Origin of the sequence: Streptomyces sp. CT34 (genome assembly GCF_000805335.1) — a bacterium.
GTDB lineage: Bacteria > Actinomycetota > Actinomycetes > Streptomycetales > Streptomycetaceae > Streptomyces.
The window spans coordinates 6,517,109-6,536,757 of the sequence record NZ_KN708638.1 but is presented as its reverse complement, the minus strand read 5'-3'; the positions used below and the strand labels follow the sequence as shown (position 1 = coordinate 6,536,757).

20 protein-coding genes and 1 pseudogene are annotated in these 19,649 nt (G+C 71.3%); 12 read left to right on the top strand and 9 right to left on the bottom strand.

The genetic code is table 11. The annotated features are described in order from the left end of the window. Window positions 1-225, bottom strand: a pseudogene (locus RZ84_RS41855) (dipeptidase); the annotation flags it as partial. Window positions 226-1,142: 917 nt separating this feature from the next. Between RZ84_RS41855 and RZ84_RS28475 the strand changes: the two are divergent. The 3 genes from RZ84_RS28475 (at window position 1,143) to RZ84_RS28465 (ending at window position 3,796) form a co-directional block, all read left to right on the top strand. Continuing rightward, window positions 1,143-1,850, top strand: coding sequence for a TetR/AcrR family transcriptional regulator (locus tag RZ84_RS28475; RefSeq protein ID WP_277816886.1), 708 nt, complete (start codon window positions 1,143-1,145; stop codon window positions 1,848-1,850). A 91-nt stretch (window positions 1,851-1,941) separates the two neighbouring features. Next, window positions 1,942-2,766: a GNAT family N-acetyltransferase gene (locus RZ84_RS28470; RefSeq protein ID WP_043266979.1), complete on the top strand. Its 825-nt coding sequence runs from the start codon at window positions 1,942-1,944 to the stop codon at window positions 2,764-2,766. A gap of 163 nt (window positions 2,767-2,929) precedes the next feature. Beyond that, window positions 2,930-3,796: a chitosanase gene (locus RZ84_RS28465; RefSeq protein ID WP_043266977.1), complete on the top strand. Its 867-nt coding sequence runs from the start codon at window positions 2,930-2,932 to the stop codon at window positions 3,794-3,796. Window positions 3,797-3,894: 98 nt separating this feature from the next. Here the strand turns inward: RZ84_RS28465 and RZ84_RS28460 are convergent, their stop codons facing one another. The 8 genes from RZ84_RS28460 to RZ84_RS28425 all read right to left on the bottom strand — a co-directional run bounded on the left by RZ84_RS28460 (window position 3,895) and on the right by RZ84_RS28425 (window position 11,275). Further along, window positions 3,895-5,355, bottom strand: a complete 1,461-nt coding sequence (locus tag RZ84_RS28460) for a nucleobase:cation symporter-2 family protein (protein ID WP_043266975.1) — start codon at window positions 5,353-5,355, stop codon at window positions 3,895-3,897. Between the two features lie 290 nt (window positions 5,356-5,645). Then, window positions 5,646-7,049, bottom strand: a complete 1,404-nt coding sequence (locus tag RZ84_RS28455) for an 8-oxoguanine deaminase (protein ID WP_043266973.1) — start codon at window positions 7,047-7,049, stop codon at window positions 5,646-5,648. Between the two features lie 45 nt (window positions 7,050-7,094). Then, complete coding sequence (locus RZ84_RS28450) at window positions 7,095-8,498, bottom strand: nucleobase:cation symporter-2 family protein (protein ID WP_052230199.1); 1,404 nt, start codon at window positions 8,496-8,498, stop codon at window positions 7,095-7,097. Between the two features lie 82 nt (window positions 8,499-8,580). Continuing rightward, window positions 8,581-9,504 (bottom strand): factor-independent urate hydroxylase, encoded by a 924-nt coding sequence (gene pucL, locus RZ84_RS28445; RefSeq protein WP_043266972.1) that lies wholly within the window; start codon window positions 9,502-9,504, stop codon window positions 8,581-8,583. A 7-nt stretch (window positions 9,505-9,511) separates the two neighbouring features. Beyond that, window positions 9,512-9,925, bottom strand: coding sequence for a hydroxyisourate hydrolase (gene uraH, locus RZ84_RS28440; protein WP_043266970.1), 414 nt, complete (start codon window positions 9,923-9,925; stop codon window positions 9,512-9,514). Further along, entirely contained in the window at window positions 9,922-10,434 is a 513-nt protein-coding gene (gene uraD, locus RZ84_RS28435) for a 2-oxo-4-hydroxy-4-carboxy-5-ureidoimidazoline decarboxylase (RefSeq protein ID WP_043266968.1), read from the bottom strand. Before uraD ends, uraH begins: the two co-directional genes overlap by 4 nt. Before the next feature lie 170 nt (window positions 10,435-10,604). Further along, window positions 10,605-10,985 carry a helix-turn-helix domain-containing protein gene (locus RZ84_RS28430; protein ID WP_043266966.1) on the bottom strand — a complete coding sequence of 127 codons (381 nt, stop codon included), beginning with the start codon at window positions 10,983-10,985 and terminating at the stop codon, window positions 10,605-10,607. Further along, window positions 10,982-11,275, bottom strand: coding sequence for a YkoF family thiamine-binding protein (locus RZ84_RS28425; protein WP_078894287.1), 294 nt, complete (start codon window positions 11,273-11,275; stop codon window positions 10,982-10,984). The genes RZ84_RS28430 and RZ84_RS28425 overlap by 4 nt, the downstream gene beginning before the upstream one ends. Before the next feature lie 135 nt (window positions 11,276-11,410). Here RZ84_RS28425 and RZ84_RS28420 point away from each other — a divergent pair, with 135 nt between their 5' ends. From RZ84_RS28420 to RZ84_RS28385, 9 genes are all read left to right on the top strand, one after another. Continuing rightward, entirely contained in the window at window positions 11,411-12,247 is an 837-nt protein-coding gene (locus RZ84_RS28420) for a TIM barrel protein (RefSeq protein ID WP_043266962.1), read from the top strand. Window positions 12,248-12,323: 76 nt separating this feature from the next. Further along, window positions 12,324-13,244, top strand: coding sequence for a 2-hydroxy-3-oxopropionate reductase (locus RZ84_RS28415; protein WP_043266960.1), 921 nt, complete (start codon window positions 12,324-12,326; stop codon window positions 13,242-13,244). 8 nt (window positions 13,245-13,252) lie between these two features. Beyond that, window positions 13,253-14,500: a thiamine pyrophosphate-binding protein gene (locus RZ84_RS28410; protein ID WP_078894285.1), complete on the top strand. Its 1,248-nt coding sequence runs from the start codon at window positions 13,253-13,255 to the stop codon at window positions 14,498-14,500. A 211-nt stretch (window positions 14,501-14,711) separates the two neighbouring features. Continuing rightward, window positions 14,712-16,178, top strand: coding sequence for a catalase (locus RZ84_RS28405; protein WP_043271057.1), 1,467 nt, complete (start codon window positions 14,712-14,714; stop codon window positions 16,176-16,178). Window positions 16,179-16,691: 513 nt separating this feature from the next. Then, window positions 16,692-17,438 carry a hypothetical protein gene (locus tag RZ84_RS28400; protein ID WP_043266959.1) on the top strand — a complete coding sequence of 249 codons (747 nt, stop codon included), beginning with the start codon at window positions 16,692-16,694 and terminating at the stop codon, window positions 17,436-17,438. A gap of 170 nt (window positions 17,439-17,608) precedes the next feature. Beyond that, window positions 17,609-17,740 carry an NAD-dependent epimerase/dehydratase family protein gene (locus RZ84_RS42395; protein WP_277816885.1) on the top strand — a complete coding sequence of 44 codons (132 nt, stop codon included), beginning with the start codon at window positions 17,609-17,611 and terminating at the stop codon, window positions 17,738-17,740. 82 nt (window positions 17,741-17,822) lie between these two features. Continuing rightward, entirely contained in the window at window positions 17,823-18,401 is a 579-nt protein-coding gene (locus RZ84_RS28395) for an NAD(P)H-dependent oxidoreductase (protein ID WP_063772709.1), read from the top strand. A gap of 50 nt (window positions 18,402-18,451) precedes the next feature. Next, the gene (locus RZ84_RS28390) at window positions 18,452-19,000 is read left to right on the top strand and encodes a GNAT family N-acetyltransferase (RefSeq protein WP_043266957.1); all 549 of its coding nucleotides are present in this window, start codon (window positions 18,452-18,454) and stop codon (window positions 18,998-19,000) included. 7 nt (window positions 19,001-19,007) lie between these two features. Continuing rightward, entirely contained in the window at window positions 19,008-19,385 is a 378-nt protein-coding gene (locus RZ84_RS28385) for an MmcQ/YjbR family DNA-binding protein (protein WP_043266955.1), read from the top strand. Window positions 19,386-19,649 lie beyond the last annotated feature (264 nt).

Sequence of the window (19,649 nt, the reverse complement as noted above, 5' to 3'; positions counted from 1 at the left end):
GTAGAGGAGGACGGGGGGGGCGTCGGGGGTGGGCGGGGGGAGGGTGGCGGTGATGACCGGGGCGGTGTCGGGGAGGTTCAGCTCGCCGATATCGGTGACGCCGGCGTCTCTGAGGAGGGCGACGACGAGGTCGCGGGCTTCGAGGACCGGTTCGGGCGAGAAGCCGGGGAAGGCGATGGACGGGATGGCGGCGAGGCGTTTGAGGTCGGCGCACAGCTCGTCCATCAGGGCGTCGACGGTGGGCTCCAGCGCGTTGGTGTCGTGGTGCACGCGGGTCCCTCTCTGTGGCGGCGGGCGTGGGCGCACGTGACTCACTTTCGTGCCTTATGCAGCATATCGGGCATAAGGGGGCGGATGGGATTGTGCTCGTGGGGCGGCGGCCCGCGCTCGATTCCCTCAGGCCGATGGGGGCTGGCGCCTTGCGCGCTCCGGCCGGTGTGGGCTGGCCTCGTTGCGGGTTCCACTCGGTGGGGGCGGGCCGCTTCGCGGGTTCTGCCCGGTGGGTGGGGGCCGGAGGGCTGCACCGGAGTACTCCCCCAGCCTTCGGCCGGGAGGTGCCCCCACGGCGCGGGCGCATCTGCTCAGTCAGATGACGAATACCCCGGCGTTCGCTCCAGGTCCTGCGGGCGCGCTCCGGTACATCCCTCCGGCCCTGCGCCGTTGCCGACCGGCCGCCGGTGGCTCCGACCGCCACGGGAACCCGCATGCCACCCCGGCCGGCAGGTGGCCGCCGGCCCGTACGCCCATCCACCTCGCACCCAGCCCGTGAGCCCGTGAACCCGGGCATCGCGCGTACGCATTGGCCCCCGCAGGACGGCTCGGCCGCCAACAAGCGCGAGCACGCGTGGCCGTCCGACAGAACCGAGATGGCGGGACGGCTCGGCCACCGACCAGCGCGAGCACGCATGACTGTCGGACAGAACCGAGATGGCGGGACGGCTCGGCCAGCGACCGGCGCGAGCACGCATGGCTGTCCGACGGAACCGAGATGGCGGGACGGTCGCCCGCGGCGCAGGTCGGAGGGGATGTCCCGGGGTGCGCCCGCAGGATCTGGAGCGAACGCCGGGGTATGCCTCATCTACGTACCAGATGCGCCCGCACCGAGGACGTACCCCGGGGCAGCCCCTCCGACCCCCACCCACGTGCGGGGCGAAGCCACCCCGGCCCTCGCGGTGGGAGAGTCGACGATGTACGACGGCGACGGCCTACGGGCGGAGCCCGAGCCGGTGCCGGGCCGCGCCAACCCCGGCTCGTACTATGGATGTAGTAAGAGCGCGGTAAGGGGCGGGTGGAACGTGGCACGGCGGCGGGAGCAGGTGCTGGACGCGGCGGTCGAGGTGCTGGGGGGCGAGGGGCCCCGGCGGCTGACGTATCAGGCGGTGGACGGCGCGGCGGGGGTGCCGACGGGGACCACGTCCAACTACTTCCGCAACCGGGCGGCGTTGATCGACGGGATCGTCGAGCACCTCCAGATGCTGGAGCGGCGCGACTGGGAGGCGTTCACGGCCGGCGTCGCCCCGGCGGGCCACGCGGAACTGGCGGCGGCGCTCGCCGCGTTCGTACGGCATGCCGTCGGGCCGGCGCGGGTCCGTACGGCCGCGCGGTTCGCGCTGTTCCTGGAGTCCCCGGGCCGGCCGGAGCTGCGGGCACCACTGGGGCGGGGGCGGCAGGCGGTGCTGGAGTGGAGCACGGAGTGGGCTCGCCGCTGCGGGTCGTCGGCGCCCGAGCGGCACGGGCGGCTGCTGCTGGACTACGTGGACGGCGTGGTGCTTCATCAACTCGCCTTTCCGGAGGTCGGGTTCGCGCCGGAGGACGGGATCCGGGAGCTGGTGGGGCGGTTGCTGGGGTGAGTGTCCCGCCGGAGCCGGGGCGCCGCCCCGGCCCGGGTGATCTGGCGCGAAAGGGCCGCCGTGCGGCGTGCTGTGTGGTGGAGTGGCGCAGGTGACGAACCATCACCTCGACAGCCGGGCGGCCGGCTACCGTGCCGCGTACGACGAGCAGGTGCGGGGCCGCGGCTTCGCGCCCGGTGAGCCGGGGGCCGAGCGCATCGGGCCGGTGCTGCGCCGGGCGGTGCCGGGGCAGGGCGGGGTGATCCTCTACCGCGACCTGGGCGGGCTGGACGGGCCGGAGCTGGATGCGTTCATCGCCGCGCAGCGCGCGCACTTCGCGGCGCTGGGGCAGCCGGTGGAGTGGAAGTACCACGCGCACGACCTGCCGGCCGATCTGCCCGAGCGGCTGCGGGCCGCCGGGTTCACCCCCGAGGCGCCGGAGACGGTGATGATCGGGGAGGCGGCGGAGGTCGCCGAGGCCGCCGCCGTACCGCAACTCCCCCAGGGCGTACGGCTGCACGAGGTCACCGCCCGCGCCGACTTCGAGCGGATCCAGGAGCTAGCGGAGGCGGTGTGGGGAGAGGAGTGGGACTGGCTGCCGGACGCCATGGAGAGATGGGTGTCGGGCGCGGAGGATCCGTGCGTGGTCATGGTCGCGGAGTCGCTGGCCGGTGAGGTGATCTGCGCGGGCTGGGTGCGCTTCCACACGGGGACGCAGTTCGCGTCGCTGTGGGGCGGCTCCACGCTCCCCAACTGGCGTGGGCAGGGCCTGTACCGGGCGCTGGTGGCGGCGCGGGCGGCGCTCGCCGCGCGGCGCGGGTTCCGCTACGTCCAGGTGGACGCGCTGGAGAGCAGCCGGCCGGTCCTCGCCCGGGTGGGGCTGGTCGCGGCGGCGGTGACGGTGCCGTACGTATGGCGGCCGTCGGACGCGCACTGACCACGGGGAACGGCCAACCACCGCTCCCCCGCGGCCCGTTGGCGACTTCCGTTGCGAACCGGGACCTCACGTGTGACGGGTATACGACATCTTCCAAGTCTGGTAGGAAAGCTTCCTAACGATTGGGGAACCCCCCACGGCTCACTCCGGACAGGAGGACTCCATGCGCACCCGATCGATAGCCAGTGCCCTGCCCAAGACCGCGCCCCGCGTCGCACTCGGCCTCGCGCTGCTCGCCGTCCCCGCAACCGCCGTCTCCGCCACGGCCGTTCCCGCCGGCCGGGCGCCCGCGCACGCCGCCGTGCACGCCGTACGGGCCGGAGTCGGCCTCGACGACCCGGCGAAGAAGGAGATCGCCACGCAGCTGGTCTCCAGCGCGGAGAACTCCTCGCTGGACTGGAAGGCCCAGTACGGGTACCTCGAGGACATCGGCGACGGCCGCGGCTACACCGGCGGCATCATCGGCTTCACCTCCGGTACGCACGACATGCTGCAACTCGTCGAGCTCTACACGCAGCGCAAGCCCGACAACGTCCTCGCCAAGTACCTGCCGGCGCTGCGCAAGGTCGACGGCAGCGATTCCCACGACGGGCTGGACCCGGACTACCCGAAGGACTGGAAGACGGCGGCGCAGGACCCCGATTTCCGGCAGGCGCAGAACGACGAGCGGGACCGGCTGTACTTCGACCCGGCGGTCGAGCAGGGCAAGGCCGACGGGATCGGTGTCCTCGGGCAGTTCGCGTACTACGACGCGATCGTGATGCACGGCGACGGCAGCGACCCGACCAGCTTCTCCGGCATCCGCAAGCGCGCGCTGGACCGGGCGAAGCCGCCGGCCCAGGGCGGCGACGAGACGGCGTATCTGAACGCCTTCCTCGACGCCCGGGTGTGGGCGATGAAGCAGGAGCAGGCGCACAGCGACACCAGCCGGGTGGACACCGAGCAGCGGGTGTTCCTGAACGACGGCAACCTCGATCTGCACACCCCCCTGGACTGGAAGGTGTACGGCGACAGTTACCACATCGGCTGACCGGCGCCGCCGCGGACGGCGGTGCGCGCACGCCCAACGGCCCGTACGGCTACGGCGGTTGCCGTTCCCCTACGGGCCGTTGCGATGGGGCCGGTCGGTCAGTACGTGGGCGATGTCGCGGTCTCGCCGTCGTCCATCCCGCCGCGGTCGGGCTGGTGCGGGATCTCGGCGGTGGGCGGGGGTGTGGGGCCGTCGGCCGCCGGCGCGTCCGGTGCGGACGGGTCCTTCCGGCCGAAGTGGTTGAAGGCGAGGTTGAGGACGATGGCGGCCAGGCAGCCGGTGCTGATGCCGGAGTCCAGGACGACCAGCAGGTCCTTGGGGAAGTTGCGGTAGAAGTCCGGCGCCGCGATCGGGATCAGGCCGATGCCGAGGGCGGCGGCGACGATCAGCGCGTTCTCGCCCTTCTCCATGGCGGCGGACGCCAGCGTCTGGATGCCGCTGGCGGCCACCGAGCCGAACAGGACGATGCCGGCGCCGCCGAGGACCGGCAGCGGGACCAGCGAGATGACCGAGGCGGCGACCGGACACAGGCCCAGGACGACCAGGATCGCCCCACTGGTGGCCACGACGTAGCGGCTGCGGACCTTGGTCATCGCGACCAGTCCGATGTTCTGTGCGAAGGCGCTGTTGGCGAAGCCGTTGAACAGCGGGCTGAGGGCGGTGCCGAGGGTGTCGGCGCGCAGGCCGCCCTCGATGGTGCGCTCGTCCGCCGGGCGGTCCACGATCTTGCCGAGGGCGAGCATGTCGGCGGTCGACTCGGTCATGCAGACCAGCATCACGATGCACATCGAGACGATCGCGGCGAGGTCGAACTGCGGGGCACCGAAGTGGAACGGCGTCGGGAACCCGACCAGGCTCGCCTTGGTGATGACCGAGAAGTGGGTGATGCCGACGGGTATCGCGACGACGGTGCCGGCGACCAGGCCGAGCAGGATGGCGATCTGCTGGAGGAACCCGCGCAGCACCCGGCGCAGCGCGAGCACGATCAGGAAGGTGACCGCGGCCATCGCGATGTTCCTCAACGAGCCGTAGTCCGCGGCCTGTTCGTTGCCGCCCTCGGACCAGCGGAAGGCCACCGGGAGCAGCGAGACGCCGATCAGGGTGATGACGGTGCCGGTGACCACCGGCGGGAAGAAGCGGACGAGCCGGGAGAAGTAGGGGGCGAGGAGGAACCCCAGGACACCGGCGACGATGACCGCGCCGAAGATCACCGGCAGCGCGTCGTGCGGACCGTGCCCCTTGGCGATGGCCACCATGGGCGTCACACCGGCGAACGAGACGCCGTTGACGAAGGGGAGCCTGGCCCCGACCTTCCAGAACCCCAGGGTCTGGAGGAGGGTGGCGATTCCGGCGGTGAAGAGGCTGGCGCCCATGAGGAACGCGGTCTCGGTGGGGCTGAGCCCGCAGGCCGGCCCCACGATCATCGGCGGGGCCACCACACCCGCGTACATCGCGGCCACATGCTGGAGGCCGCTGGTGAACATCTTGAAGGGCGGGAGGGTCTCGTCGACCGGATGCTTCCGGTCCTCCTCCGGCTTCTGCCCGGTAATTGCGGCCACTGCGGGCCTCCTGTCGATTTCTGCTCCGCCGGGGGCGGCGGTGCGAGGCTGTCACGGAGGGCGTGCGATGTGGTGCGTGGTGCCGGAAGGCGCGCTGGTGAGCGTGCGGGTGGCCGCGCTTGTGGCGCGTGGGCGGTGATATGGGGGTTGGGGGATGACCGGCCCGGGGGTACGAGGTGATCCCGCACCCCCGGGGTCCGGCGCTTGTGGATCCCGGTCGGATCCACAAGCTCAGCCGGGAGCCGTCCCTCCCGACCGAGTCTTGTGATGTTGTGCCGCGGCCGGGGGGATCAGCCCTCGGCGGCGATACGGGCCAGACGCTGCGCCTCGGCCCGCGCGGAGCGGGCGATGGCGTCCTCGTCGACGTTGGTGAGGTGGTTGTCCTCGACGACCGGCCTGCCGTCGACCAGCGACAGCGTGACCGGGGCCGCCGCGCCGAAGACCAGGGCGGTCACCGGGTCGGCGATCGAGGAGTGGGCGAGGGTGTCCAGCTTCCACAGGACCAGGTCGGCGAGCTTGCCCGGCTCCAGGGAGCCGATCTCACGGGTCCGGCCGAGGACCTGGGCACCACCGTAGGTGCCGAGCCGCAGCGCCTTGCGGGCGTTGAGGGCGGCCTCCTTGTGGGCGCCGAGGCGGTTGATGAGCAGCGCGTTGCGCAGCTCGGTGTGGAGTTCGCCGGACTCGTTGGAGGCGGTGCCGTCGACGCCGAGGCCGACCGGGACGCCGGCCGCGAGCATGTCCGGGACCCGGGCGATGCCGGCGGCGAGGCGGGCGTTGGAGGACGGGCAGTGCGCCACGCCGGTCTTCGTACGGGCGAAGGCGGCGATGTCGGAGTCGTTCATGTGGACGCAGTGCGCCATCCACACGTCGTCACCGAGCCAGCCGGTCGACTCGAAGTAGTCGGTCGGGCCCATGCCGAACAGCTCGTGGCAGAACTTCTCCTCCTCCACGGTCTCCGAGCCGTGGGTGTGCATCCGCACGCCCTTGCGGCGGGCGAGCGCGGCGCCCTCCTTGAGGAGTTCGGTGGAGATGGAGAACGGGGAACAGGGGGCGGCGGCGATGTGCACCATCGAGCCGAAGGAGGCGTCGTGGTAGCGGTCGATGGCCTCTTCGGTGGCGATCAGGGCGCCCTCGGTGGTCTCCACCGCGAAGTCCGGCGGCAGTCCGCCGTCCTTCTCGCTGCGGTCCATGGAGCCGCGGGCGAGGGTGATCCGGGCGCCGATCCCGGCGACCGCGGCCAGCTCGGCGCCGACCAGGTCGCCGGAGCCCTTGGGGAAGACGTAGTGGTGGTCGGAGGCGGTGGTGACGCCGCCCTTGACCATCATGCCGAGCGAGCCCTGGGTGGCCGCGGTGAGCATCTGCGCGTCGATCCGGGCCCACGTCGGGTAGAGCGCCACCAGCCAGTTGAAGAGGTTGTGATCGGTGGCCAGGCCACGGGTGATCCACTGGTAGAAGTGGTGGTGGGTGTTGATCAGGCCCGGGGTGACGAGGTGTCCGGTGCCGTCGACGCGGCGGACCACGTTCTCCAGGCCCTCGGGGGCCTTGCCCGCGCCCAGCGACTCGATGATGTTGTCCGCGACGACGACGTATCCGCCGGCGTACTCGGTGTCGTCGGCGTCGACGGTCGCGATGGCGCAGTTCTCGATAACGATGCGCTGCTTCACCGCGCTGTCAGGGGCTGCCGATGCTGCCATGGGGCTTTCCTCGTTCTTTCGTGGCGAATTGGGCACGGCAAGGCCCTACGGGATTTGAGTGCCGGAGCCGGACGATGCGGCTGACAGTACCGCTGCCCGTGGTGCGCTCCGGGTGCCGAGATGGTGGAAGAACAGGTTGAGCAGGAGCGCGACCAGGGCTCCGGCGCTGATCCCGGAGCCGAGCACGGTCTGTGCCCAGGCGGGGAACCCGGCGTAGAAGGTCGGCGCGGCGAGCGGGATGATGCCCGCGCCGAGCGACACGGCCACCAGGATGATGTTGGAGCTGTCGTCGAGTCCGGCCTCGGCGAGCGTACGGATGCCGCTGACCGCGATCGAGCCGAACAGCACGATACCCGCGCCGCCCAGCACCGGCATCGGTACGAGGGAGACCACGGCGCCCAGGACGGGGAAGGCGCCGAGGACCAGCAGCACCGCGCCGGCCAGTGCGACGACATAGCGGCTGCGGACCCGGGTGAGCGAGACCACGCCGACGTTCTGCGCGAAGGCGCTGGTCGGGAAGCCGCCGAAGACCGGCCCGAGGAGGGTGGCGATGCCGTCGGTGCGCAGGCCGCGGGTGATGGTGTCGCCGGTGGTCGGGCGGTCGCAGATCTCGCCGAGGGCCAGCATCCCGGCCGACGACTCGGTCATCAGCACCAGCATCACGATGCACAGCGAGAGGATCGCGGCGGGTTGGAACTCCGGCGGGCCGAAGGAGAACGGGGTGGGCAGTGCGGCGACCGGGGCCGAGCGCAGCCCGTCGAAGCTCGCCATCCCGAAGGGGATCGCGGCCAGCGTGCCGGCGACCAGGCCGATCAGCAGCGCGATCTGCTTGACGAAGCCCTTGGTGAAGCGCTGGATCAGCAGCACCACGAGGAGGGTGAAGCCGGCCAGTGCCAGGTTCTGCGGGGAGCCGAAGCCGGCGGCGTGCCGGTCGCCGCCCTGCGCCCAGCCGACCGGTACGGGCATCAGCGTGACCCCGATGAGGGTGATCACGACGCCGGTGACCAGCGGCGGGAAGAAGCGCAGCAGTCTCCCGAAGAACGGTCCGACCGCCAGGCAGAACACCCCGGCGACCATCACCGCCCCGTAGATGGCGGGGAGTTGGTGGCCCTTGGCGGTGGTCTCGGCGATGGCGAGCATCGGGGTGATACCGGCGGAGCTGGCCGCGTTGACGAACGGCAGGCGGTTGCCGGCGAATTTCCGGATGCCGAGTGTCTGCAACAGCGTGGCGCACCCGGCGATGAGCAGGCTGGCGGCGATGAGCCGGGTCCGGCCCGCGGTGTCCAGGCCGACGGCCTGGCCGACGATGAGCGGAGGGGTGACAACACCGGCGTACATGGCGGCGATGTGCTGGAGGGCGGCCGGGACGAGCCGCTCGACTGCCGGCTTCTCGTCCACCGGATGGACCGGTGGCACGGGGGGGTGCGGGGCTTGCTCTTCCTGTGCCATGGGTCGTTCCCCTCGGGTTTCGCGTCCCCTCCCCGCTGCGGGGTGGGAAGGGGACACGAGGCACGGCGTTACGTCAAAACCGTCAGAGGTTCGTCAGATCCATCGGGATCCGGGCTTCGACGCCGTCGCGCAGAACAGTCGCTTCGATCAGGCCGTACGGACGGTCCGCCGCGTAGTAGACCTCGTTGTCGTTCTTGAGCCCGAACGGCTCCAGGTCCACCAGGAAGTGGTGCTTGTTGGGCAGCGAGAAGCGGATCTCGTCGACCTCGGACCTGTTGTTGATGATGCGCGCGCCCATCTGGTAGAGGGTCTGCTGAAGCGAGAGGCTGTAGGTCTCCGCGAACGCCTGCAGCATGTGCTTCTTGACCTGCTCGTACGAACGCTCCCAGTTGGGCATCCGCTGCTCGTCGTCGGTCCAGTTGAACCGCCAGCGGCTGGACACCTGCGTGGCGAGGATGCGGTCGTACGCCTCCTTCAGGGTCGTGTACTTGTCCTTGATGTACCCCCAGAACTCCGAGTTGGTGGAGTTCATGACGATCAGGTCCTTCAGGCCCGATATGACCTGCCACTGGTCGCCGTCGTAGGTGATCTCGGTCAGCCGGGTCTCCTGGCCCTTGCGGACGAAGGAGTGCTTGACGTCATCGGAGCCGATGAACCGCGAGTTGGCGTCCGACGTCTCGATCCGCTCCCAGGCGTACTCCTCGATCCGGATGCGGGCCCTCCTGATCGGCTCCTGGCTGGTCACGAAGTGCCGGGCCAGGTGGATGCCGAACTGCTCGGCCGACTCGATCCCGTACTCCTTGGCGAAGGCGTACACGGTGTTCTTGGTCGTGTCGGTGGGCAGGCAGTTGGCGTTGGAGCCGGAGAGGTGGACCTCTTCCAGATCGCCGGAGAGCGCGACCGAGACGTTCAGGTCCTTGATGTGGTGGGTGTCGCCGTCGCGGGTGATCTTGACGACGCGGTTCTCCGCTTTGCCGTACTGGTTCTGGCCGAGAATCGTGGGCATGTCGGTGCTAGCTCCCTCGGTATACGGAGTAGCCGAACGGGTTGAGCAGCAGCGGTACGTGATAGTGCTCGCCCGGCTTGACGGCAAAGGTGATTGCCACCTCCGGGAAGAAGGCTCCGCTGTCCCTTACGCGGGGGGCGTCCTGCTGTTCCTCGGCTTGCTTGTGGATGCTGTGCTGTTCGGAGACGAAGTACTCCTCGACCGCGAAGTCGAGGCGGACATGGGTGGTGCCTGCCGGCAGGGCCGGGAGGTCCTTGCAGCGCCCGTCCGCGTCGGTCCTGGACGCGCCGTGCGCGGTCCAGGCGCCGTCGCCACCGGAGCGCACCGCGAGCGTGAGGGCGACGCCCTCCGCGGGGCGGCCCACGCTGGTGTCCAGGATGTGCGTGGACACCGACGTCGGTGCAGCCGTCTCGCTGCTCATGCTGCGTCTCCTTCCGCGATGCGGGTCAGGCGAATGCGGTTGATCTTGCCGAGCTCCACCCGAACGATCTCTCGTTCCTGTTCCGGCGAGTTGTCGATCCGGTTACGGACCGCGTCGCGCATCTGCTCGCCGGTACGGCCGCTGGCGCAGATCAGGAAGACATGGCCGAACTTCTCCTGGTAGGCCAGGTTCAGTTCGAGCATCTCCGCCTTGAGTGCGTCGGAGGCGCCCGCCATGCCGCTCTGCTCGCGGTTCGAGGTCGGGTCCCCCGGCTTCGGCCGGCCGATGGGCGGGTGCCCGGCCATCGCCTCGGCCAGGTCCTCCGCGGACAGCTCGGCCATGGCGGCGTCGCTGGCGGCGAACAGGGCGTCGGTGGTGGCGTAGGGGCGCTGGGCGAGAATCTTGCTCCCCCAGGACCGGCTCGCACACACCTCGTGCAGAGCGGCCTGGGCCGTACTGTCGTCGGCGGCGTTGAACCGGGTGAGCCCTTGGGGCGTACTCGAAGACACGGGAAGCCTCCGTGGCCTGGTGCTGGACAGCTCTGTTTGGCTGGAAACAGCTAAGACCCCCGGCAACATAACGTCAACACTTTGTTGAAAAGTCGGCGACACAAAAGCCGCCGCCCGGTGACGTGGGGCGGCGGCTTCGGGCCTGCTGCGGGCGATCCGGCCGATTCGGCTCAGTCGGTGTCCTTCGCGGCGCTTTCCCGGTTCAGGTAGTTGTAAACGGTGAAACGGCTGACACCGAGCGCCCCGGCGACGGTTTCCACGCCGTGCCGCACGGAGAACGCGCCCCGCGTCTCCAGGATGCGCACCACCGACTGCTTGGACTTGCGGTCCAGCTCCGCCAGCGGCCTACCGTGCCGGCGCTCCAGCTCGGCGAGGATGTGGTCCAGCGAATCCGACAGGTGCGGCAGCCGTACGGCCACCCGGTCCCGCCCCTCCCAGGTCAGCACGACGTCGTCGCCCCGGGCCTGGTCCGGCGCGACCAGCTGTCCGCCCATCGCGTCCACCAGCGGCTTGACCGCCTGGACGAAGGGGTGGTCGGCGGGCTCGGTCACGACGCCTCCCCCTCACCCTGGTCGCCCTTCGCCGCGCCGCCCCCGTGGGCGTCCGCGATCACGTTGACCTGGAGAGAGACGCGGGTGGCGCCGGCCTCCAGGGATTCGCGCAGCAGGGCGTTCACCGCTGCCAGCACCCGGCCCGCCTCGCCCTCGGCCGTATTGCCGAAGGGGCCGACGTCGACGGCGTCCAGACCGGCGCCGGTGACGATGTCCCGCGCCACCACCGCATGAGCCGGCGCCTCGTCCAGATCGAACGGCTCCGTCGTGAACTCAACTCTCAATCGCACGCGGTTCAACCTACGCGCGGTTCGGCCCGGCCACCAGAAATTGGCTCCGGCCCCCCTTGACAGCCTCCCCACCCGCCCGGCAGTGTTCCATTAAGCAGAAAGAAAGTTCCGCAATCCGGAAGGAGCGCCGGCCCTATGGGTTTCACGGAGACGCGCTTCAACGTCAACCTGTCGATTCTGTTCACCGAGCTTCCGTTGCTGGAGCGGCCGGCCGCCGCGCGGGCGGCGGGTTTCACGGCGGTGGAGCTGTGGTGGCCGTGGGTGGACGCGCCCACTCCGGAGTCCTCCGAGCTGGATGCGCTGCGTGCGGCGATCGAGGATGCCGGGGTGCGTCTGGTGGGATTGAACTTCTATGCCGGTCAGCTGCCCGGTCCCGACCGCGGTGCGCTGTCGGTTCCCGGGGCGGAGTCGCAGCGGTTCCGGGCCAATGTGCCGGTGGCGATCGCGTTCGCCACCGCGTTGGGCTGCACCACCTTCAACGCCCTCTACGGCAACCGCGTCGAAGGCGTCGAGGCCGCCGTACAGGACGCGCTCGCCCTGGAGAACCTCACGTTCGCGGCGCGGGCGGTGGGGCGGGTCGGGGGCACGCTGCTGATCGAGGCGCTCAACGCGCCCGAATCGCCGCGGTGCCCGATCGTCTCGGCCCCCCGGGCCATCGAGGTCGTCGACGCGGTCAACGCCGCCACCGGGCTGGACAACACCCGCTTCCTGATGGACCTCTACCACCTGTCGATGAACGGCGAGGACCTCGAAGCGGTCATCGACCGCTACACCGGCAAGACCGCGCATGTGCAGATCGCCGACGCCCCCGGCCGCGGCGCCCCCGGCACCGGCACCCTCGACCTCCCCGCCCTGCTCGACCGCCTGAAGAACAACGGCTACGAGGGCTACACCGGCCTGGAATACAAGCCCAGCGGCCCCAGCGCCGACGCCTTCGCCTGGCTGCCCGCACCCCGACGCGCCGCCCACTGACCGGCCGCGGCGCCCGGTAGCCCGGGCACCACCACCCGCCGCCCCGTTTGTTGTGAGAGTTGAAAGAGGCAATCCAATGAGCAACCTGGCCGCTTCCTCCCGCCCGACCCGCCCGGTGATCGCGTGGATCGGGCTGGGCATCATGGGCTCGCCCATGGCCGAGAACCTGATCAAGGCCGGCTACCACGTCACCGGCTACACCCTGGAGAGCGACAAGCTCGAACGCCTCGCCCAGGCCGGCGGCACCCCCGCCGCCAACATCGCCGAGGCCGTCGCCGACGCCGACGTCATCATCACCATGGTCCCCGCCTCCCCCCAGGTCGAGGCCATCGCCTACGGACCCGACGGCATCTTGGACAACGCCAAGAGCGGCGCCCTGCTGATCGACATGTCCTCGATCACCCCCCAGACCTCCATCGACCTGGCCAAGGCCGCCGGCGCCAAGGGCATCCGCGTCCTGGACGCCCCCGTCTCCGGCGGCGAGGCCGGCGCCATCGAAGCCGTCCTGTCGATCATGGTCGGCGGCGAGCAGACCGACTTCGACGCCGCCCGCCCCATCCTCGAAGCCCTCGGCAAGACCATCGTCCGATGCGGACCCCACGGCTGCGGACAGACCGTCAAGGCCGCCAACCAACTCATCGTCGCCATCAACATCCAAGCCTGCGCCGAAGCCGTGGTCTTCCTGGAGAAGTCCGGCGTCGACCTCACCGCCGCCCTCGACGTCCTGGGCGGCGGACTGGCCGGCTCCACCGTCCTGGCCCGCAAGAAGGACAACTTCAAAAACCGGGACTTCAAGCCCGGCTTCCGCATCGACCTGCACCACAAGGACATGGGCATCGTCACCGACGCCGCCCGCACCGTCGGCGCCGCCCTCCCCGTCGGCACCGTCGTCGCCGGCCTCGTCGCCTCCCTGCGCGCACAGGGCGACGGCGGCCTCGACCACTCCGCCCTCCTCCGCGGCGTCGAACGCCTCTCCGGACACACCACCCAAGGCTGATTCCCACCATGGGGGCGCAGCGCATTCCCGCCGTACAGGCGGCCGTTGAGGTCATGAAGGACGAGGGCGTCGGCATCGCCTTCGGGTGCCCCGGTGCCGCCCTGCTCCCGCTGTACGCGGCGATGGAGCGGGTCGGCGGGATCGGGCATCTGTCCGTGCGCCACGAAGAAGGCGCCGTGCACATGGCTGACGGCTGGGCCCGTATGACCGGGAAGGCCGGCGTCGCCGCGGTGGCGGCGGGTCCGGGGGCGGCCCGGCTGATCACCGGGCTGCACGCGGCGCGGCAGGACGCGGTCCCGCTGGTGTGCGTCACCGGCCGGGAGGCGGCCAGCCCGCGCCGTGCGGCCGGCCCGCCACGGCACGAGGCGTACCGGCCGCCGGATCTGGTCCGGCTGGCCGGTGCGGTCACCAAGCGGGCCGAGCGGATCGAGGACCCCGCGCGGATCCCGGGCGCTTTCCGTGAGGCGTTCCGGATCGCGCGGGAGGGCCGTCCCGGACCGGTGCTGATCGATGTGCCGGCCGATCTGGCCGCGGCGGAGATCATCTACGGCCCGGGATGCGGCCCGGGACCGGCCGGCGGGACCGGGCGCGGTGGTCCGGCCGCGGCGACCGGTGTGCGGTGGACGGAGTCCGGGGCCGTGCTGTCGGCGGGCGCACCGCCGGGCGGTACGGATTCCGGCGCCCGTCCGGCCCCGGCCGACTGGGCGGCGGCGGAGCTCGCCGAGATCTTCGGCGCCCGGTCGCCCGCGGACACCTCTGCGGAGACCTATGTCGTCAGCGGGCTGCCGGAAACGCTCCTCGGTGCCGCCGCCGATCCGCGCCGCCACCGGGTCCCGCGCCGTGGCGGTCCTCCGGGATGGGAGGTGCCGGCCGCGATCGGGGTGCGGACGGCGCTGGACCACCGGGGCGAGCGGGATGCCGAGGTCGTGGTGGTCGTCGACGGCCGCGGATTCCCGTTCCTGGCCGAGGAGTTGGCGGCGGCGGCCCAGTACGAGGTGCCGTTCGTGGTGATCATGCTCGGCGGCGCCGAAGAACCCGATCCCTTCACGGATCACCTCAAGCTCGTCGAGGCGTACGGCTGCACCGGCCGCGACGTCCTCGATCCGGAGGAACTCCGCTCGGCGGTCCAGTGGGCCCGCAAGGAAGCCGTCTCCACGCGGCGGCCGGTCCTCGTCGAGGTCCGGTCCGGGCGTGCGGCGGGCGCCTGCGGCGGCCCCGCGGCCGGTCCGGTGCAGGAGTTCGCCCACGGGACCTGAAGACCCCTCCGGGCCCGTGAACACCAGCTTCCGGGCGGTGGCCGCGCTGACACCTGTCCTGTCGCGCCCAGGCGTGGCCGCCGCCCGGAACACCCACCCGGGTTTGTTTTCAACAAACTGTTGACGTTTGGTCGGAGCTGTTTCTACGCTCCGACATGCGGAAGCCAACTTCCGCGATCTCGTACGGAAGGTCACCATGTCGAAGCCCACGCTGACGGCGCGCACTCTCACCACGGAGGCCGGCGCCCCGGTCGCCGACAACCAGAACTCCGCCACCGCAGGCGTCGGCGGCCCGATCATTCTCCAGGACCAGCACCTCCTGGAGAAGCTCGCACGCTTCAACCGCGAGCGCATCCCGGAGCGCGTCGTGCACGCCCGCGGCTCCGGCGCATACGGCTACTTCGAGGTGACCGACGACGTCACCGCCTTCACCCGCGCCGACTTCCTCGGCACCGTCGGCAAGCGGACCGAGACGTTCATCCGCTTCTCGACCGTCGCGGACAACCTCGGCGGCCCGGACGCCGCCCGCGACCCGCGCGGCTTCGCCCTGAAGTTCTACACCGAAGAGGGCAACTACGACCTCGTCGGGAACAACACCCCGGTGTTCTTCATCAAGGACCCGATCAAGTTCCCCGACTTCATCCACTCCCAGAAGCGCGACCCGTTCACCGGCAAGCAGGAGCCCGACAACGTCTGGGACTTCTGGGCACACGCCCCCGAGGCCACCCACCAGATCACCTGGCTCATGGGCGACCGCGGCATCCCGGCCTCCTACCGCCACATGAACGGCTACGGTTCGCACACCTACCAGTGGACCAACGCCGAGGGCGAGGCCTTCTTCGTCAAGTACCACTTCAAGACGAACCAGGGCATCCGCTGCCTGAGCAGCGAGCAGGCCGCCGAGCTGGCGGGCAAGGACCCCAACAGCCACCAGACCGACCTGCTCCAGTCCATCGAGCGGGGCGTCTACCCGTCCTGGACGCTCTACGTGCAGATCATGCCGGCGGCCGAGGCGGCCCACTACCGCTTCAACCCGTTCGACCTGACCAAGGTGTGGCCGCACAGCGACTACCCGCTCCAGCGGGTGGGCCGCCTGGTCCTGGACCGCAACCCGGACAACGTCTTCGCCGAGGTCGAGCAGGCCGCCTTCTCACCGAACAACTTCGTGCCCGGCATCGGCCCGTCCCCGGACAAGATGCTCCAGGGCCGGCTCTTCGCCTACGCGGACGCGCACCGCTACCGCCTGGGCGTCAACCACACCCAGCTGCCGGTCAACGCCCCCAAGGCCGTTCCCGGTGGCCACGCCAACAACTACGGCCGGGACGGCCTCATGGCGTCCAACGCCTACGACCGCCACGCGAAGAACTACGAGCCGAACTCGTACGACGGCCCGGCCCAGACCGACCGGCCGCTCTCCGCACCGCTGGCCGTCTCCGGCCACGTCGGCACCCACGAGGCCCCGGCCCACTCCAAGGACGACGACTTCTTCCAGGCCGGTGAGCTCTACCGCCTGATGTCCGAGGACGAGAAGAGGCGCCTGGTGGACAACATCGCCGGCGGTCTCTCCCAGGTCGGCCGCGACGACGTGATCGAGAAGAACCTCGCCCACTTCCACGCCGCCGACCAGGACTACGGCAAGCGCGTCGAGGCGCGCGTCCGTGAGCTGCGCGAGGACTGACGGGAGGTCAGACCCCTTGCGCGACCGTACCGGCCGGCCCGTTGAGGGGTGGTCGGCCGGTACGGAGAAGCAGTGCGGAGCTCCGCGGTATCCCGGGGAGATTCCAGTGCGGTGGCGGGCTCACCCGACCAGGAGGGTGCGCCGCCTCCCCGCCGCGGAGCCCGCCTGCCGCCCCGCTTCCGCACCCCTCTGCGCCGACTCCGTCCGACGGTGTGGGGGTATTTCCCAGCGGTGGCTGGGGGAATGTCCTGTCGCGCCCATCTCTCGCGCTGTCGGGCGGGAACCACCCACAGGGCCCGGAATTCCGTACGGTCACGGATTCCGGGCCCTGTGTGCGTCCGGGGCCGTGGAGAGTTCCGCGCCGGCTCCGCGCGCCGCCCGGCCATGCGCCTCTCCAGGCGATGCCGATGCATCTCTCCAGGCAATTCGGTCCCCGACAAAAGGTTTTGGAGGGACCATGGAGCAGAGCAGCAGAGCCGTCTGTCTGCGCGCCCGACCTGCCAGGAGACGAGCATGGCCGACAGCGTGCCGGTGCGGTGCCCCGCGTGCCGCCGCGAGAACGCCTTCACCCCGCCCACCTTCCCGTGTGCCTGCGGTGCCCCGCTGACCATGCCGGTGCTGCGCGGCGGGGTACCGGTCGAGATACTGCACCGCACCTGGCAGGCGTCCTGGGTCGAGGTGCGCTGCGAGGTCTGCGGCCGGCAGGACGAGTGGCCGGCGCCGGAGGCCGGCTGTGTCTGCGGCACCGTCGTGCGGGTCCCGGTCGCCCCCGCGCCCACCCCCCCCCCGCCCAACTCCCCGCCCCCCGGCGGGCGCGCCCGGCCCGCGCCCGGTACGCGGCCGGAGGCGGGGCCGCCGCCGCTGCCGCAGCGGCCCGCGTTCCGCCCGGTGACCATCCGCACGGCCCGCGACTGCGTCACCGCCGCCGCCCAGTACCTGAAGTGGCTGGGGTTCGCCGATATCGCCCGGACCCAGGAGCGGACCGCCTCCGGTGTGGATCTCAAGGGCACCGGCGTGGTCGCCCAGGTCGACCCGACGACCCGCTCCACCGGCCTGCGCGAGATCGAGTGCGTCTGGCTCAACGGCCTCAGCGACTCGGCGATCGCGGTCTTCTTCTCGCTCGCCGGCTATGCCCGCGACGCCCGCTCGCGCGCCGACGACCTGCACATCCCGCTGTTCGTCATGGACCTCACCGGCACCCCGCAGCCGGTCAACGACGCCGCCGACGAGCTGATCACGTACGGGGCACGGCGGCGCTGAGCGGCGGGACGGGGCGGTGACGGCACCGGCGACCGCGGACGACCACGGCGGTAAGGCCGGCCGGCACCGCATCGGCCCCGGCCGGAACCGCCGGCTCCGCGGGAACTCCCCCCGGGCTGTGGTCCGTTCCGTTCGACCCGGGTGCCGGGGCGGAGGGCAGAATGCTCCCCATGAAGATCATCGTGACCGGTGCGACCGGCACCATCGGCAGCGCCGTCGCCCGGGAGCCGGCGGGCCGCGGCCACGCGGTCGTGCACGCCGCCGGCCCCGGCCCGGTCCGGGTGGATCCGGCCCACCCGTAGACCGACCCCCTGACCGGCGCACCGGCCACCCGCCCCACGCCCACCGCCCAAACCCACGCATCAGCAACGGAGTTGCCCTGTCATGACCACCCTGGTCGTCCTGGCCCACCCCGACCTCGGCGCCTCGCGCGCCAACGCCGCACTGGCCGAGGCCGCGCGCACCACCCCCGACGTCCACGTGCACGACCTCTACGCGGCCTACCCGGACCGGCGGATCAGCGTCGCCCGGGAACAGCAGCTGCTGCTCGCCCACGACCGGGTCGTGCTCCAGTTCCCGTTCTACTGGTACTCGGTGCCGCCGCTGCTGAAGTCCTGGCTCGACGGCGTTCTGGAGTACGGCTTCGCCTACGGCTCGCAGGGCACCTCGCTGCACGGCAAGGTGCTCCAGATCGCGACCACCACGGGCGGCCCCGCGGACGCCTACCACCCCGACGGCTACAACCGCTTCCCGATCCGCGATCTGCTGCTGCCGTTCGACGCCACCGCGCATCTGACCGGGATGCGGTACGCGGATCCCTTCGTCGTGCACGGCACCCGGGTGCTGACCGACGAACAGCTGGCGGACGAGACCGACCGCTACCGCCGCCTGCTGCGGGAGGAGACCGGCCGGCCGTCCGGGGACGGGGCACCGGAGGAGACCGAGGCGGTCCCCGCCGGCTGAATCCGCGGAATCCGCTGGATCGGGCGGCCGGGACCGGCGACACTGAACCCATGATCATCCGTGTCCCGGCCCCGGCCGACCTGCCCGCTCTCCGCGCCGTCGAGCGCGCCGCCGGCGAACAGTTCCGCGATCTGGGCATGGCGCGGATCGCGGACGACGAACCGCCGCCGCTGGCGCTGCTGACGCAATATCAGCGCGCGGGCCGGGCGCTCGCCGCGTACGACACGGACCGTCCCGGCGCGCCGCCGGTGGGGTATCTCCTCTGGGACCCGGTCGACGGCTGCACCCATGTCGAGCAGGTCTCGGTCCACCCGGACCGGGCCCGGCGGGGCATCGGCCGGGCCCTGCTCGACCGGGCCGAGCGGGACGGCGGACGGCCCGCCCTGACCCTGACCACCTTCACCGAAGTGCCGAGGAACGCGCCGTACTACACCCGGCTCGGCTTCCGGACGCTGGACGGCACCGAGCTCACCCCCGGTCTGCGGGCCATCCGCGTCCACGAGGCGGAACTGGGCCTGGACCGCTGGCCTCGGGTCTGCATGCGGCGGGACGCGGTGGCGGGCCCGGCAGGGTCGGCCACTTCGGGGCCGCGGACATAATGACCGCATGATCGATGCCCAGGCCCTTCGCTCCTTCTGCCTCGACTTCAACGGCGCGACCGAGGAGTTCCCGTTCCCCCGGCACCCGGAGGTCTCGACGTTCAAGGTCGGCGGCAAGATCTTCGCACTGACCACGCTGGACGCGCAGCCGCTGACCGTCAGCCTCAAGTGCGATCCGGAGCTGGCCGAGCGGCTGCGGGCGGCGCACCCGGAGGTGGTGCCCGGCTACCACCTCAACAAGCGGCACTGGAACACCGTTTCACTGACCGGCGGCCTCTCCGACCGGCTCGTCCGGGACATGATCGAGGACTCCTACGACCTCGTCGTCGCCTCGCTCCCCCGCGCCCAGCGCCTGCTGCTCGACTGGCCGGGCGAGCGCCGCTGACGCCAACTGACCGAATCACCAGTCGAGTTGCCGACCGGGTCGCCGGTCCGACGCAGCGTGGACCACGCCGGGTTCGTGGTCCGGGACGGCGGTGGACGGCTGACGCGCGCGGGAAACGCTCACTTCCACCACTGGCAGACCGCCGCGGATGCCTCGCGGTCGCACCCCCTGCTGGATCCGGTCCACCTGGGCGCCGGGTGGACGCCCAGGTGGACGAGGGGCTGCGGAACACCCATCAGGACCTACTGCGGGACATCGCGGCGC

Excerpts from the sequence above, each read along its gene's own strand:
- RZ84_RS28465 (WP_043266977.1), top strand. The coding sequence starts at position 2,930 with ATGCGCACCCGATCGATAGCCAGTGCCCTGCCCAAGACCGCGCCCCGC.
- RZ84_RS28455 (WP_043266973.1), bottom strand. The coding sequence starts at position 7,049 with ATGGCAGCATCGGCAGCCCCTGACAGCGCGGTGAAGCAGCGCATCGTT.
- RZ84_RS28450 (WP_052230199.1), bottom strand. The coding sequence starts at position 8,498 with ATGGCACAGGAAGAGCAAGCCCCGCACCCCCCCGTGCCACCGGTCCAT.
- pucL (WP_043266972.1), bottom strand. The coding sequence starts at position 9,504 with ATGCCCACGATTCTCGGCCAGAACCAGTACGGCAAAGCGGAGAACCGC.
- uraH (WP_043266970.1), bottom strand. The coding sequence starts at position 9,925 with ATGAGCAGCGAGACGGCTGCACCGACGTCGGTGTCCACGCACATCCTG.
- RZ84_RS28420 (WP_043266962.1), top strand. The coding sequence starts at position 11,411 with ATGGGTTTCACGGAGACGCGCTTCAACGTCAACCTGTCGATTCTGTTC.
- RZ84_RS28415 (WP_043266960.1), top strand. The coding sequence starts at position 12,324 with ATGAGCAACCTGGCCGCTTCCTCCCGCCCGACCCGCCCGGTGATCGCG.
- RZ84_RS28410 (WP_078894285.1), top strand. The coding sequence starts at position 13,253 with ATGGGGGCGCAGCGCATTCCCGCCGTACAGGCGGCCGTTGAGGTCATG.
- RZ84_RS28400 (WP_043266959.1), top strand. The coding sequence starts at position 16,692 with ATGGCCGACAGCGTGCCGGTGCGGTGCCCCGCGTGCCGCCGCGAGAAC.
- RZ84_RS42395 (WP_277816885.1), top strand. The coding sequence starts at position 17,609 with ATGAAGATCATCGTGACCGGTGCGACCGGCACCATCGGCAGCGCCGTC.
- RZ84_RS28395 (WP_063772709.1), top strand. The coding sequence starts at position 17,823 with ATGACCACCCTGGTCGTCCTGGCCCACCCCGACCTCGGCGCCTCGCGC.
- RZ84_RS28390 (WP_043266957.1), top strand. The coding sequence starts at position 18,452 with ATGATCATCCGTGTCCCGGCCCCGGCCGACCTGCCCGCTCTCCGCGCC.
- RZ84_RS28385 (WP_043266955.1), top strand. The coding sequence starts at position 19,008 with ATGATCGATGCCCAGGCCCTTCGCTCCTTCTGCCTCGACTTCAACGGC.